Source organism: Paraprevotella sp., assembly GCF_986071375.1.
Window position 1 is genome coordinate 56,457 of sequence record NZ_CFQRNQ010000007.1, and the last position, 14,325, is coordinate 70,781.

Here is a 14,325-nt window from a genome sequence, read left to right on the forward strand (position 1 = left end):
GTGGAAAATCTTCTATTTTTGTAGACATTATTTGTCTGCATTATATTAATTACCTAAATGTAAGGATGATATGAAAAACAAAAACCTGAATCTGAGAAAGAATTTGGCCGGATTTGTTTTCTTGGCCTCTTTTTCTGTAAACGCACAAGATGTGCCTGTTGCAACGGGGGAATACGCTCCTGATTGGGATAATTTGGGAAAGTGGGAGTGTCCTGAATGGTATCAGGATGTCAAATTTGGTATTTGGGCACATTGGGATCCCCAATGTCAGGCTGCGGGAGGTGACTGGTATGCCCGTGGCATGTATTTCAAGGGCAGCGGAAATTACAATTGGCATGTAAGCCATTTCGGTGATCCTTGTGTACCTAATACCGACTTCGGTTATAAGGACTTGTGTAACGCATGGAAAGCCGAGAAATGGGATCCCGAACATCTCATTGGGCTCTATCATGGCATGGGGGCACGTTATTTCTTTGCCATGGGGCAGCATCATGATAATTTCGACTGTTGGGATTCTCCTTATCAACCATGGAATTCAGTGAATATCGGTCCTAAACGTGACGTGGTAGGTGAATGGGCCAAGGCTTGCGAGAAGTATGGAATGCCATTAGGTGTGTCTATGCATGGTAGCCATGCTTGGTCGTGGTTTGAAATCGCCCAACCGTATGATGGCAATATGACAAAAGAAGATGGTAAGGGAAAATGGTGGGAAGGTTATGACCCACAGGACCTTTATGCACAACGTCATCCTCACAGTTCAGGATGGCAAGATGCAGGTGCTATACATGGACAATGGGCATGGGGCAATGGTGTGTCTTTGCCTAGCGAAGAATACAAGATGAAATTTCAAAACCGTGTGCTGCAATGTGTGAATGCCTATCATCCGGCCATGCTTTATTTCGACGACACGGTGTTGCCGTTTTATGGGTGTGATGAGAGCATCGGACTCAATATCCTTGCCCATGCTTACAATACCAATCCTGAAATGGTGGTGACCGGAAAGATTTTGGAGCCTATACATAAGGAGGCTATGATGTGGGATGTGGAGCGGGGGATTCCAGACCGTCCGCAGGAGAAACCATGGCAGACATGTACTTGCATCGGTGGTTGGCATTATGGTGAGAACGATTACAATGCTGGATATAAGTCTGCCGAGCATGTCGTAAGCATGCTTGTTGATATTGTCAGCAAGAACGGGAACCTGTTGCTTTCCATTCCTATCAAAGGGGATGGTACGTTGGATGACAAGGAGATGAAATTCATTGCCGACGTGAAAGCCTGGATGGATCAGAATTCACGTTCCATATACGGTACACGTGTATGGAAATCATTTGGGGAGGGACCCTCTGCAGAAGCATCGCGCCCGATTAATAACCAAGGATTTAATGAAGGCAACGATTATTCGGCAAAGGACGTGCGTTATGTCGTTAAATACGCCAAGACGGAGCAGGATGTCGATACTGTTTTTGCCACCGTTATGCGTTGGCCTGCGCAGCGGACTTTCACATTCCGTCATTTAGGGCGCGCAAGCGAACATTTTTCCGGTGAAATTGAAAGCATTGAACTGTTAGGTCACGGTGTTGTGGAGCATAAGCTTACGATGGAAGGGCTTACGGTGCAATTGCCTGAAAAGAAAACAAATGATATTGCTCCTGTGTTTGCCATAACCTTTGAGCCGGGTACGGACAAACCGGTTTCACTCGCTGAGTTGGTCGATTATTGCAAAATTCTTACCGAAGGAGCTGATGGTAGCATAAAGCCTGTCAATACAGGTAGCCCTAATGTGACTGCATTGTCTGATTTGAAGTATGCCGCAGAAGAAGCTGAAGCATGTCTTGAAGGCTCTGCCGGTGAGCAAGCCGCAGCCTTGCGGAAATTACGTGAGGCATTTGAGGATTGCCTTGGTAAGGATGTTACTCCTGCTGCCGCGCCTCTTTATACGGGCGAAGATTTGACTGTTGATAAACTTGAAGAAGCTGCCGGTTTCAGTCGTACACCGGATACACGAAATGGGAAAAGATTCGGGAAACCTGCCAATTGGACGGTGACGGATTTTAATATTCCAAACGGGAACGATGGGGTCAAGCAGGGGCTTGATGCTTATGGTGGTACGGAGGCATTGATGTTGGGGGTATGGGATGACCGGAATGCTGCAACGGATTGTGATTTATCCCAGGCTTCCATACGGCGTACCATACGTTTCACGCCTGGTACATACTATTTTGGAGCGACTTTCAATGCTGCTTACCAATTACCGGATGAAGCTTATATGTTTGCAACTCCTGGTAATGCTGAAAATCTGCAAACTGCGGATATACCGGCTAAGTCTATTGCTTGGGCACGCTTAAACACGGCACCTAATGACGGAAGTTGGTGGGGGATTACTTTTATTATAGAAGAAGAGCAAGATGTGACGTTAGGGTTTCAGGCTAATTTGCTTATGGGGAGCAGTACACAAGAATTCAGGGCCACCCGTTTGCAATTGCTTCGTTATGATGAAAGCCTGGTTGTGGATATGAAAGATGTGACCTTGCCGTTTCTTTACGAACGTTCCAATTTTTCCCGTTTGGACGAAAATGTAACTACGCGTTTCGCAACTCCCAAATATTGGCAAGTAGAAAACTTTAAAATCCCCAATGGGGCTGAGGGGGTAAAAAATGGTATAGATAATCATCCGGGTTATAATTGTTTGATGTTGGGAGTATGGCAAGACCGTAGCAGAAACCAAGAAGGCTCACTCGCTGACGCACGCATTTATCGTAAATTGTACTTGGAACCTGGAACCTATACGCTAAAAGTCCAATTTCAAACAAGTTATGGCTTGACATCCAGTGCCTATATGTTTGCTGCCACCGAACTGATGACCACAAAAAAACTTGTACGCAATTCTTTGGCGAAGTATTCTCTTAATAAAGTAGGAGAAAAGGATGAACGTTGGCGTTCCATTACATTCATGGTTGACAGACCTCAAGATATTTATGTGGGATGGCAAGCGAGTTTGAATTTAGGTGGTGAGACGCAAGAGTTTCGTGTGAAAGAAGTACAACTGCTTTACTCTCCCAAGCAGGGTGGGGATGCCGTGTCTTCAGCCAAAACAGGGTTTGTTTCAGAGGAAGGCCGTTTATACAATTTGAAGGGGCAAAAATTAAGTAAGGAACCTCATCGGGGGATCTACATAAAGAATGGTCGTAAAATTTTAAAATAGTGGATTAGGATTTTATTGGTGTTCAAAAGTTAAAAAAAGGAATCTCCGTTAAGTGAATGTGGCTTAGCGGAGATTTCTTTTGTATTCATGAATCCGGAAAGTTTGCGGATTATTGCACGGCTAATTTGCGGACAGAGTCACCGGCTTTCACGATATAGATGCCTTTGGGCATGTTAGACAGATCCATACGGTCGGTATGGGCGGCGTTCATCAGCAGTCCATTGGCGTTATACACCTTGATGTCGGCTGTTTCATTCAGCACCACGCGGTTGCCCTCAAAGAAGATGCGGGACTTCGGGGCTACGGTTTCCTTGATGTCCACCGTGCTGTTGGTCGGAGTGGTCACGCGGATGCCGTGGATGTAAATAGGGTCGGCAGTCAACGACTGGAAATAAGCATAAATCGGTTGGTTGCTTTTGAGTGAATAGGCTCCTTCGTTACCGTTCGTCAGGTTTTCTATGCCTGTCCAAGTGAAAATCCCTCCGCGAAACAGTGGTTTGAATACAGTGGAATAAGCTGCACTGATGACATCATAGTTGGTGAATACAGTATTGATATCCTTAGACCCCATCATACGTACGTATGTACTTCCTTCACGGGACAGACAAATGCTGTATGTGGAGCAAGAGGGCATGAGGACAGCAAAGCCTCCTCCGTTTGTACTCATACTAGCCGATGAGGCCGCTGTGACGATGGCTCCCGTACGGAAACCTTCTGCGCCGATTTCACCGCCTTCTCCGGCACCTTCCCAGAACGGGTCGGCATAAGTGGGAGGATAATCGGGAGCGATGTCTGCCGGTACCATTTGAATGATTTTGCCATTCGGGTCAATTTTATTGTCCGCTTCGTTGCAAAGGCCTACATACTTGTCTATCTTTTCTTGGGAGTCAAACCAAAGCCAACCGTCTGCGTCGACATCATAAAACAGGTTGTACTCCTGTGCCTGTACTCCGATGGTACAGGCCAAACCTAAAATTAAGGTACTGATAATCTTTTTCATTTTCTTTCTCTTTTTAGTTAAACAATCACTAATATCTATGTTATACTTCTACCCAATCCGGATTTTGGTCGATGCCGTGGTAGCGTATCTCGTCCCAAGGAATGGGAAGGTAATACTGCATCTTTTGGAACACGCGTACACGTTGTGGGAAACGGTTCATGTTGCTGATGGAATAAGTGGTTGTTTCGCCACGTTTCACGATTTTCATCGCTTTAAGCGGGTTGCTCGTTCCATTCAGCTTTTCCTCAGCTATGCCCCAACGGAAAAAATCCCAATAAGACGTTTCTTCAAAAGCCAGTTCCACGCGGCGTTCATTCACAAGTTGCTCCCATGTGAGCGAGGGTAACTCGTCCATGTGTACACGGCGGCGGATGGCGTTCACCTGGGTACGTGCCGCTTCTGTGTTGCCCAACCGGAACATTACTTCTGCATAATCCAGCAATACTTCCGCATAACGCCAGATGATGTAATTCTGGCTGCTGGCGTAGGCTTCGTCGTTGTTGATTTGTTGTTTTTCGTTGACGAACTTGCCCATATAGTAGCCCGTGCGGGTCACGGCTGCTGTGGTGGACGTGCCGTAGGCCGTCAGGTCCTCTCCCGGGATTTCGTTGTTGCCTTCGCGTGTGTAGTGTATGTCCATGACATGCCCGTTATAGGTGGAGCCGTCATACAGGATATTGGCGTAGAAGCGGTAGTCGCGTCCCACATAAGGGTGCTGTGCATCGTAAGTGAGGCCGGCGCGCATGCCATATTCATCCACATGGTTCTGCGTGGGCGTATAAGCGGCTGTCGTGCCCGTAAAGTGGGGAGCGGCGGCGTCACGATCCAGTTTATGGCCGAAGCCCGTGTCGTAATTGCCGTCGTCAGAGTGCTGTACTTCAAGAATGGATTCCTTGCTGTTCTTGGTGAGGAATATGTTCCGGTATTCTTGTTTGATACTTTCCTCATCCGTTCCGGCTATCTGTATCAAGTCGTAATGCTGCAGGCCCATGAGGGTTTCGTAGGCTACCCGTGCCGAGTCGAGCATGTCGTGAGAACGGTCGTCGCTGAAGCCCAGATACGTTTTTTCCTGATTCTGAAATACGTCGCTCGAAGCCCATTGGAATGTTTTAGCCACCAACATGAGAGCTGCTCCTTGGGTGATGCGCCCTTCGTCCGTAGCATCATATTCCAAAGGGAGGACGGTGGCGGCAGCCCGGGCGTCGTCCACGATGGCCCGTACCATTTCTTCGTATGAGGCCCGCGGATATTTCCGGCTGTCATTCAACGGGTCGAGAGGCTCTTGGATGAGCATTACCCCGCCGAACTGCCTCCAGAGCATATAATAATAGTAGGCGCGGAAGAAATGTGCCTCGCCCAATATACGCTGTTTTTGGCTACCTTCGGCAATCTCGCCTTGGTTGACAAACAAGCGGTTTACGGACTGTATCTGTGTATAGTAGTTCGACCATTGTACTTGTGCCCAGTTAGTGATTTCTTTGGTGTTGCTTTTCAGTAAATCACCGTAACCGGCATTGTAATAGTCGTTCTTGGAGGGCACTATCTGATCGCCGAACCAGGGCATGTAGTAACGCGAAGCACTTTTGACCAAAGAGATGGTTGTGGGAACGTAAGTAGAGAAGCCGGAGTTCATGTTCCGGTACCATGGCAAGACATATTCGTCCAAAAGCATGGGGTTCTTCCAGATGTCTTTTTCCGACATCTTGTCTACGGGTGTGTCGCGGAACAGGTCGTCGCAGCCCGTGAAAGCGGTAAGGCTGGCGGCAAACAATCCGCAGAAGATATATTTTTTGAGAAGCATAACAATTCGTTTTAAGAAGTTAGACTTAGAAACCTAAATTCAAGGTGATTCCGTAAGAACGTTGGATAGGATAGCCGCGCAACGATTCCGGGTCCATCCCCAAGTCGCTGAGTGAAGACCAAGTGACCAGGTTACTGCCTTGCAAGGCAATGCTGGCCGACGTCAACTTGAGTTTCTTCAGCACGGCCGGTTGCAGGGCGTAGCCCAATGACAGGGATTTCAGGCGCAGGAAGTCGCAGTCTCTTACCCAGAAAGTAGACTCTTTACGGTTGTTGTCATTAGCCGTGGCAAATTTGATGCGCGGCAGTGAGGCACCGGGATTGTCCGGTGTCCAAGTGTCCGTCAGGTGGTATTTCTGGAACCGCTGTAAGCTTCCGCTGTTCGTGGTGTAAAGTTCCTTGATATTCTGTTGGTAACCTGTGGCGCCTTGGAACATGACGTTGACGAAAAATCCTTTGTAACTTGCACCGAGGCGCAGGCTGAAATTAAAGTCCGGGTTGGAAGAGTTTTTCACGTAAACCAAGTCTTTGGTGTCGAATACGTGGTTTCCGTCCTGGTCTTTGTACTTGATGTCGCCGGGGGCCAGTGTGGCATTGCCTTGTCCGTCTTGATCGAGCGGCCAGTTGTCAATCTCTTCTTGCGACTGGAACAGGCCTTCGGCTTCATACATCGACCATACCATGCTGCTGCGTCCCACACGGCGCAGGTTAGGAGTAACGCTCGACTCATCGCCGAAATCCAGATATTTGTCCTGGCTCTTGGCCAGTGTCAGGTCTACGTTGTACTTCACCTTGCCGACGGTGTTGCGGTGGGTCAATGTCAAGTCCCAACCCCAGGCTTTCAGTTTGCTGAAGTTCATGTTGGGCACGTTGCCGTCCACACCGGTCGAAGGTGGGTAGAGATAAGACGGGGCTGCTGTGATTTTATCCGTTTCGTAACGCCAATAGTGTTCGAAGGTCAGGCCGAAGCGGTTGTCCCAGAAACCCAGGTCTGCAGCGATGTTATAGTCGTGCGACTTTCCCCACGTCAGTTCGGGATTGGGATAATTGCCTGTAGACATGATGATGCCCGGACGGTAATTCCCCCCGATGTTATAACCCTCTCTTGTAGACTCTATATAAGTGAGCAGGTAAGAGTACTCTCCGACCAGTCCGTCATCGCCGAGCAGACCTGTGGAAGCCCGGAACTTGACATTGGAGAGCACCTTTTGTTTCCAGTTTTTGAAGAACGTTTCGTTAGACAGCACCCACGAGGCCGATACCGAAGGGAAGAAGCCCCACCGGTGATCGGGGTGGAAATAAGTGGAACCGTCCACACGGAAGCTAGCTTCCACAAAGTAACGGTAGTCATAGCCGTAGTTCAGTCGTCCGATGAGGGACGCACGTTGGTTGTACGTCTCGCTGCCTAACAGGCGTGCGGTCACGGCTGTCCCGATGGTCTCCGGATAGATGCTGGCGTTTTGGTTTTCGCCCGTCATGTATTGGTTGTGCGTCTGTTGGTAGTTGGCTACGAGCATGGCACCTACGTCGTGTTTGGCGGCAAATGTACGGTTGTAATTTATTCCGGCTTCATAAAGTTGGTTGTCTACAAAACGGTCGATTTGTTCGATGGAGACTTTGGCGGTCGGGTAGACCGTGTTCGGGTCGGTATCGAACTGTCCTGTCTGTTGGTCGTAAGTGTAGAGCGTAACAGGCTTATTGAAGGTTTTCTCTATGCGGGTATTGTTGTCGAACGTAGCCCGGGCATAGACGGAGAGGCCTTTCACCCAAGGCAGCTCCCAACGCAAGTTGGCCGTGATGGTGTTCATCTTTCCCGTGTCTTTGATGTAGCCGCCAAGACCTTCCACGTTGATGAGCGGGTTGCTGCCATCAGCACTGGCCAGATAACCATTGTCAAAACGCAAAACCTGCAACGGCGAGAAATTATAAGCGTTGTCGATGGTCGTATAACTGGAATTCTTGCTGTTGGAGCGCGAACCGGTGAGGTCGAGCGAGAGCACCAAGCCTTTGGTCAGGGTAGCATCCAGTTTGGCCGAATAGTTGAAACGGTCGCGGTTGACTCCGCTGTATAAACCTTTGGAATGGGTATATCCGCCCGAGATGTAGTATTTCACGTATTGGTTACCTCCGTTGGCCGATACGCTGTGCGTAGTGGTATACCCCACATTGTCCAGGTAATCCAACAAGTTTTCATCGCCGTACACGTTCGGATTGGAGTGCGTGCGTATCATTTCCAACTGTTCGGGAGTATAGGCCATATTGGTGGTTCCCGGCGTGTTCTCCACGGCACGGTTGTAGAGTTTGGCGTATTCGTAAGCGTCAAGGAAGTCCGGCAATTGCGTGGCTTGTTGGATGTTCATCTGGCCTCGGTAGTTGACCGAGACTTTTTGATTGCCGGAAGCCCGTTTGGTCTGTACTAAAATCACCCCGTTGGCGGCGCGGGCACCGTATACGGCAGCGGCAGCGGCATCTTTCAGGATAGAGATGCTCTCTATGTCGTCAGGATTCAGGTCAGACAAGCGCATTTCCCCGTCGCTGGTGGTCGTACCAAAACGCGGCACACCGTCGATGACAAGCAAAGGAGAATTATTGATACCCCGGATATGCAGGTTAGCTTCCTTGGCACTGCTCGGGTCACCGGTGGTTTGCATGACTTGCAGGCCGGCCACTTGCCCGTAAAGGGCTTCATCGAGGTTGGCCGTCGGCAGGCTCAGCAGGTCTTCGCTCTTGATGGTCTCGATGGAGCCGGTGAGCGAAGCTTTCTTTTGCGTGCCGTATCCCACTACGACGAGTTCGTCCAGGTCCTGTGCGTCGTCTTCCAACGTGACTACAAGGTTTTTCTGTCCGGGTTTGATTTTGATGGTCTGGGTTTTGTATCCGAGGAATGAGATGACCAGTTCCGTCCCAGTTTCCGGAATGGAGAAGTTACCGTCCAGGTCGGTTACGGCTCCTCCCTGTGCATTCTTCCATTTGACGTGGGCTCCGATGACAGTCTCGCCTCCGCGGTCTATCACCTTGCCTTTCAATATGGGTTGTGGGGTTTGTGCCGCCAGTCCCCCGGCCAGGCACAAGGCGCCGATGAACAGCGCAGTTATTCTTTTTCCCATGGTGTAATGCGTTTAATTGGCAAATGTCCGCTCGATGAGCAGGATCTGATAATCGTAGAAATCTTTAGTGGAACCGGTTGCAGCGGCGCGGCGCGACTTGTAAAGGTTGAGCACTTTGCGCAAGCGTCCGGTCATGAGAGCGCCGATTTGTTCCTTGGTCAGCGTGGGCAGTCCGAAGTTGATGCGGGCAAACTCGTTGCCGTGGCTCATGCCGCAAGAGCAAGGGAAGTTTGAAGCTATTTCATCGAAAGCATCTTCTTGTGCAGTTTCCTGTCCGGTGGTTGGGTTTGGGGCAACATCCGTGTAGCCAACGAGGCTTGTCGAGGCTTTTGTCGTAGGGGCCAGTCCCGTATTTTTCAGCATGACGGAGATGGCTGCGGCTTGCAAATTTTGTTCGGCATCAGACAAACGGCCTCCGGTCGGGGCCTTGAAGAGGGCCGTGGTGACCTCGTCCAGATATTCGTCGAGGCGGTAGTTGTTTGCCGGATCCATGAGACCGCCTTCTTGGATACGGTAAAGTGTGGCCGAGTTGATGAGCGAGCTGACAATCATGGTTTGCAATTTGTCGTTCACGTTCATGTTGATTTCAAATTTACCAATCAGTTCTTTCACTGTCAACCATTCGTTGTAAGTGCGGGCTTGGTCCAATAGCCAAAGCATGGCTTCACGCTGCCGGTTGCGGTCGATATAGTGTTTGGCCGTCTCCTTGCCGTCTCCTTGCCGTCTCTCTTCGTAACGGATACCCCCGATATAAGGCATGACGTGGCGCAGGTAACGGCTGTATTGGTTGACGATTTCGCGGTACATGTTTTCCATCTCGTCGTAGCGTTCGCCGCGTTCCATGTTCCATGTTTCAAGGTTTTGCATTAGAATCTTGAGGTTGCTGATGCCATAGTTGCCGGCTTTGATATGGTCATCGCCCAAGTCCTCCGTTTGGTCGGTCGGGTCTACGGTGCCGAAAAGCTGTTGTGCTCCGAATTCATACATGGGGTCTCCTGCCTTTTCGGCTATCCACTGGTCCAATGTCGGTTTTTCGGCTTCGGGAGTTGAGGCACCGGGAATCAAACGGTAGCCCCAGTTGATGGCGTGGATGTCGTACACGCCCAATACGGGCGGTGTCAGTTTTACACCCCGTTCGACATCACCCGGTTGGGCGACGAAGTTATTGCGGGCATAGTCCATGATACTCGGTGTCGTGCCGTACTTCTGCGTAAAAGAAGGGTTGCGTAACGAATCTACGGGGAAAGAGTAGCTGGCCCCCATATTGTGCATGAGTCCGAGCGTGTGGCCGATTTCGTGGGCGGCTGCATAACGGATGGATTCGCGCATCACGTCGTCGTCGAATACCTGGCAACGTACTCTTGGGTCTACCGCTCCCGTCTGCACGAAACGCCAGTTGTGGAGAAGGGAAATGATGTTGTGGTACCAGATGACGTCACCGGTAAGGATTTCGCCCGTACGCGGGTCCACATGGCTGGGCCCCATGGCGTTGGCCGTGGATGTCGCAGCATATTTGAAGCAGCTGTAGCGCATGTCGTCAGGGTCGAAGTCCGGGTCGTTTTTAGGATAATCCACAGCTTTGATGGCGTTCTTGAAACCGGCGGCTTCAAAAGCCGTATTCCAGTCTTCGATGCCCTGATGGATGGCCGTGCGCCACTTTTCGGGGAAAGCGGAATCTACGTAGAACACGATGGGCTTCTGCGGTTCCACCAGTTCGCCTTGGAAGTATTTGTCCAAGTCCTCTTTCTTCGGTTCCAAACGCCAACGATGGATGAACGTGCGCCGGATGAGGCGGTCTTGTTCCGAAGTATATATGCTTTTGTCGGAGTAGAAGAAACCTACGCGGTTGTCTTGCAGGCGCATCGGCATCGGGTCGTCGGGCAATGCAAAGAGCGAACGGTGCATGATGACCGAGTAAGGTTGGCCGAGCGGGGTGAGGGTGAATGAAAGGCGGCTTTTGATTTCGATGTTTTCCGGGAAACATTTCGAACTGACGATGCCAGAAGCATCCGGTACGAAAGTTCCTTTGAGTGAGTTGCCTCCTCCGAGCAGTTTGCTTAACGGATTATCGGTCTTGATAGGACTGATGGCTTTTTCGTTGGCACCGAAGAAAGCCGTAACGTCGATTACCACGTTCTTTCCGTTTTGGGCCGCGATTTTGAACCCTTTCAGCACGGGGTCATAAAAGTTCTTGTCGAAAGCCGATTCTATGGGGTCTGTCCCCGCTACGATGTCGCTGCTTTGTATTTGGTGTATGTACACGTTCCGTTCGTCCTTGCTGAAGCGGATTAATAGCGGCTGTGTGGCAATCTGTCCGGCTACGAAATCCCGTGTGTTGCTCGTAGCCGCTACGCGGTTGGCCAGGATATAGGTACGCCCGAAAGCGGAGTCCGGGATTTCGAAGTAAAGTTTTCCTTCTTTGGCATTGTATAAGGTGGTGAACAAGCCTTTCTGTACGGCGGCGTTTTTGGTCACTTTTTTATAATCGGCATTGACGGAGTCTTTTACCAATGCCGTTATTGCATTCTTGTTCTTTTTGCTCTTTCTTTTGGCTTCGGTTGGTTGGCAGACAGCCAAAGTGGCCAACAAGGCGAGAGTTATTCCTGTACTTTTTCTCATAATCGTCTTATTTTTGAATGATTGATTTGTAGACAGCAGAAGATAAGAGAGGAGGATGAGAACTCGTCTTACCCTCCTCTCCGGTATATGTGCTATATTATTGGGCGTTTACTTTACATGCAATGTGATTCGCTTTTACAATATACAAGCCCGGTTCGAGGCTGAAGTTCACGGCATTTCCGGTTGCAGCCCGTACGGCAATGGCCTGTCCGGACAGGTTGTAAACCTTCACTTCGCAACCGTTTGTCAATCCTGTTACCAGCACGTTGCCGCGTGTGGCCGTAATGGCAGGGGCATTGTGGCGAGTGCCTTCTATATTGCTTCCGCCTTCCACGAGTGTAGTTGTGGTCTTGAACGTATTTGAACCGCTGAATTTCGGGAAAGCTTCAGTCGTCATTTCGCAGTACACGGGCGAGTCTTGCTTCGTCAGGAAGGTGAACACGCCGTCTTCTTCGGTATAGTCAGTTCCGGCTACGAGTGCCGTGCCGTCCTCGGTCATCCACGTGTAAGTGGTCGTTTGTGGGCTCTCTGCCAGTCCGGTAATATGGTTTTGTGCCGAGAGGTCTACGGTTTCGTCCGCTTTTACTTCCGCTGCAATCTGCAAGGCGTTTTGCGGGGCATAGGTGAATGTCTTGCAAGGCAGTGCGGGAAGGGTAGCCAACGTGAAGTTGTTCTTGCTGCAGTTCACGCTTTTGGTCACGTTGTCGGCTTTGAGTTCCGTCAATTTGTTGCCCATGCAGAACAAGGTGCCTAAAGCCTCGCTTGCCGTCACATCCAACGAAGTGAGTTGGTTGTTGTTCAGGTTGACATAGGTAAGAGCCGTGTTTTTGCTCAGGTCGATGTCTGCGAGTTTGCAGTTCAGCAGGTACAGGCTCGACAGTTTCGTGTTGTTCGACAAGTCGATGGCTTCTATCGGGCAGTTGTTGAGCGACAAGTAATCCAATTCCGTATTTTGAGTTAAGTTTATTTGGGTCAAGGGCGTGTCTTTGGCATCCAAGCGGGTCAATTTCGTATTGGCCGTGAGGTCGAGCGTTTCCAAGTCGTTGTTGTAGCAGTTCAGCTTTTCCAACTTCGTGTTTTGGCTGAGGTCCAATGTCTTCAGTGCGTTGGTATACACGTTCAGTTCTTTCAAGTCGGTGGCGGCCGATGTGTTGACGGCAGTCACTTGTGCGCCGTCCACACGTGAATCGCAGCCGAAGACAGAGATTTCGCGGGCATAGATTTTGATGTGGCCTTCTCCGGCAGGTGTACCGGTCACGGTGGTAGTCGTACCATATTCGTCTGCCAATGCGATGGTGTCCGTTGTCATACGCTGTCCGTTGCCCCAATCCACCATGATGCGGTTGGCTTCCGTTGTGGATGCGAATGTGAGGTTACGTTCATTGCCGTCCACGTCAGCGGTAAGCGTCAAGTAAAGTTCCGGCTCGGTTTCAATGGTAGTCTGTGCGGTCTTAAAAGTATTTGTGCCTGAAAATTTAGGGAAGGCCTCTGTGGTCATTTCACAGTAAACAGGTTCGTCGAAAGCTTTCAGGAACGTGAATACATCATTTTCCATTGTGTAGTCCGTGCCCGCCTGCAGTTCGGTGTCGCCTGTTTTCCATACGAATGTGGTTTTTTGTGCTTCGGTAGTCAGTCCGGTAAGGTTGTCTTGTGCGGAAAGGTCGATTTTCTCACCCTGCCATATTCGTTTCATGATTTGCAAGGCGTTTTGCGGGGCATAAGTGTAAGTCTTGCAAGGCAGTGCGGGCAAGGTGGCCAACGTGAAGTTGTTTTTGCTACAGTTCACGCTTTTGGTCACATTGTCGGCCTTAAGTTCCGTCAATTGGTTGCCCATGCAGAACAAGGTGCCTAAAGCCTCGCTTGCTGTCACATCCAAAGAGGTCAGTTGGTTGTTGTTCAAGTTGACATAAGTAAGAGCCGTGTTTTTGCTCAGGTCGATGTTTGCGAGTTTACAGTTCAGCAGGTACAGGCTCGACAGTTTCGTGTTGTTCGACAGGTCGATGGCTTCTATCGGGCAGTTGTTGAGCGACAAATAGCTCAGTTCCTTGTTTTGGGTCAAGTCAATTTTGGCCAAGGGCGTGTCTTTGGCATCCAGGCGTGTCAGTTTCTTGTTTGCCGTGAGGTCGAGTGTTTCCAAGTCGTTGTTGTAGCAGTTCAGCTTTTCCAACTTCGTGTTTTGGCTGAGGTCCAATGTCTTCAGTGCGTTGGTATACACGTTCAGTTCTTTCAAGTCGGTGGCAGCCGATGTGTTAATGGCTGTTACATGTGCTCCCTCCAGGTGTGAGTCGCAGCCGAATACAGTGATGCCGTTGCCATAGATTTTGATGATACCTTCCCCGGTGGGCGTACCGGTTACGGTAGTAGTCGCACCGTATTCGTCTGCTACGGCAATTTCTTCTGTTTCCACGAGTTTTCCGTCTCCCCAGTCGATTTGCAGTTTATGACCGGTTTCTGTCATGGCAAAGACCAAATTGCGTGCATTACCGTCGATTTCAACGGTTAACGTGATGGCCGGTTCGGTTTGTGCATAAGTGACGATGCCGAACATGGCGAATAGGATAGAGAGTAGATACTTCTTCATAGACGTTTGTTTT

The 14,325-nt window shown here is 49.9% G+C and carries 6 protein-coding genes; 1 reads left to right on the forward strand and 5 read right to left on the reverse strand.

The window, feature by feature from the left end; all coding sequences use genetic code 11:
- The first annotated feature begins 70 nt into the window (after positions 1–70).
- The gene (locus AC5RDV_RS05430; RefSeq protein WP_282747735.1) at positions 71–3,205 is read left to right on the forward strand and encodes an alpha-L-fucosidase; all 3,135 of its coding nucleotides are present in this window, start codon (positions 71–73) and stop codon (positions 3,203–3,205) included.
- 109 nt (positions 3,206–3,314) lie between these two features.
- Here AC5RDV_RS05430 and AC5RDV_RS05435 read toward each other — a convergent pair whose 3' ends face one another.
- The 5 genes from AC5RDV_RS05435 to AC5RDV_RS05455 all read right to left on the reverse strand — a co-directional run bounded on the left by AC5RDV_RS05435 (position 3,315) and on the right by AC5RDV_RS05455 (position 14,312).
- Complete coding sequence (locus AC5RDV_RS05435; protein ID WP_008629343.1) at positions 3,315–4,205, reverse strand: T9SS type A sorting domain-containing protein; 891 nt, start codon at positions 4,203–4,205, stop codon at positions 3,315–3,317.
- 40 nt (positions 4,206–4,245) lie between these two features.
- Complete coding sequence (locus AC5RDV_RS05440) at positions 4,246–6,006, reverse strand: RagB/SusD family nutrient uptake outer membrane protein (protein WP_282747734.1); 1,761 nt, start codon at positions 6,004–6,006, stop codon at positions 4,246–4,248.
- 25 nt (positions 6,007–6,031) lie between these two features.
- Positions 6,032–9,112 carry a SusC/RagA family TonB-linked outer membrane protein gene (locus tag AC5RDV_RS05445; protein WP_282747733.1) on the reverse strand — a complete coding sequence of 1,027 codons (3,081 nt, stop codon included), beginning with the start codon at positions 9,110–9,112 and terminating at the stop codon, positions 6,032–6,034.
- A gap of 12 nt (positions 9,113–9,124) precedes the next feature.
- Entirely contained in the window at positions 9,125–11,731 is a 2,607-nt protein-coding gene (locus tag AC5RDV_RS05450; RefSeq protein WP_282747732.1) for a zinc-dependent metalloprotease, read from the reverse strand.
- 97 nt (positions 11,732–11,828) lie between these two features.
- Positions 11,829–14,312 (reverse strand): leucine-rich repeat domain-containing protein, encoded by a 2,484-nt coding sequence (locus AC5RDV_RS05455; protein WP_282747731.1) that lies wholly within the window; start codon positions 14,310–14,312, stop codon positions 11,829–11,831.
- Between the last annotated feature and the right edge of the window lie 13 nt (positions 14,313–14,325).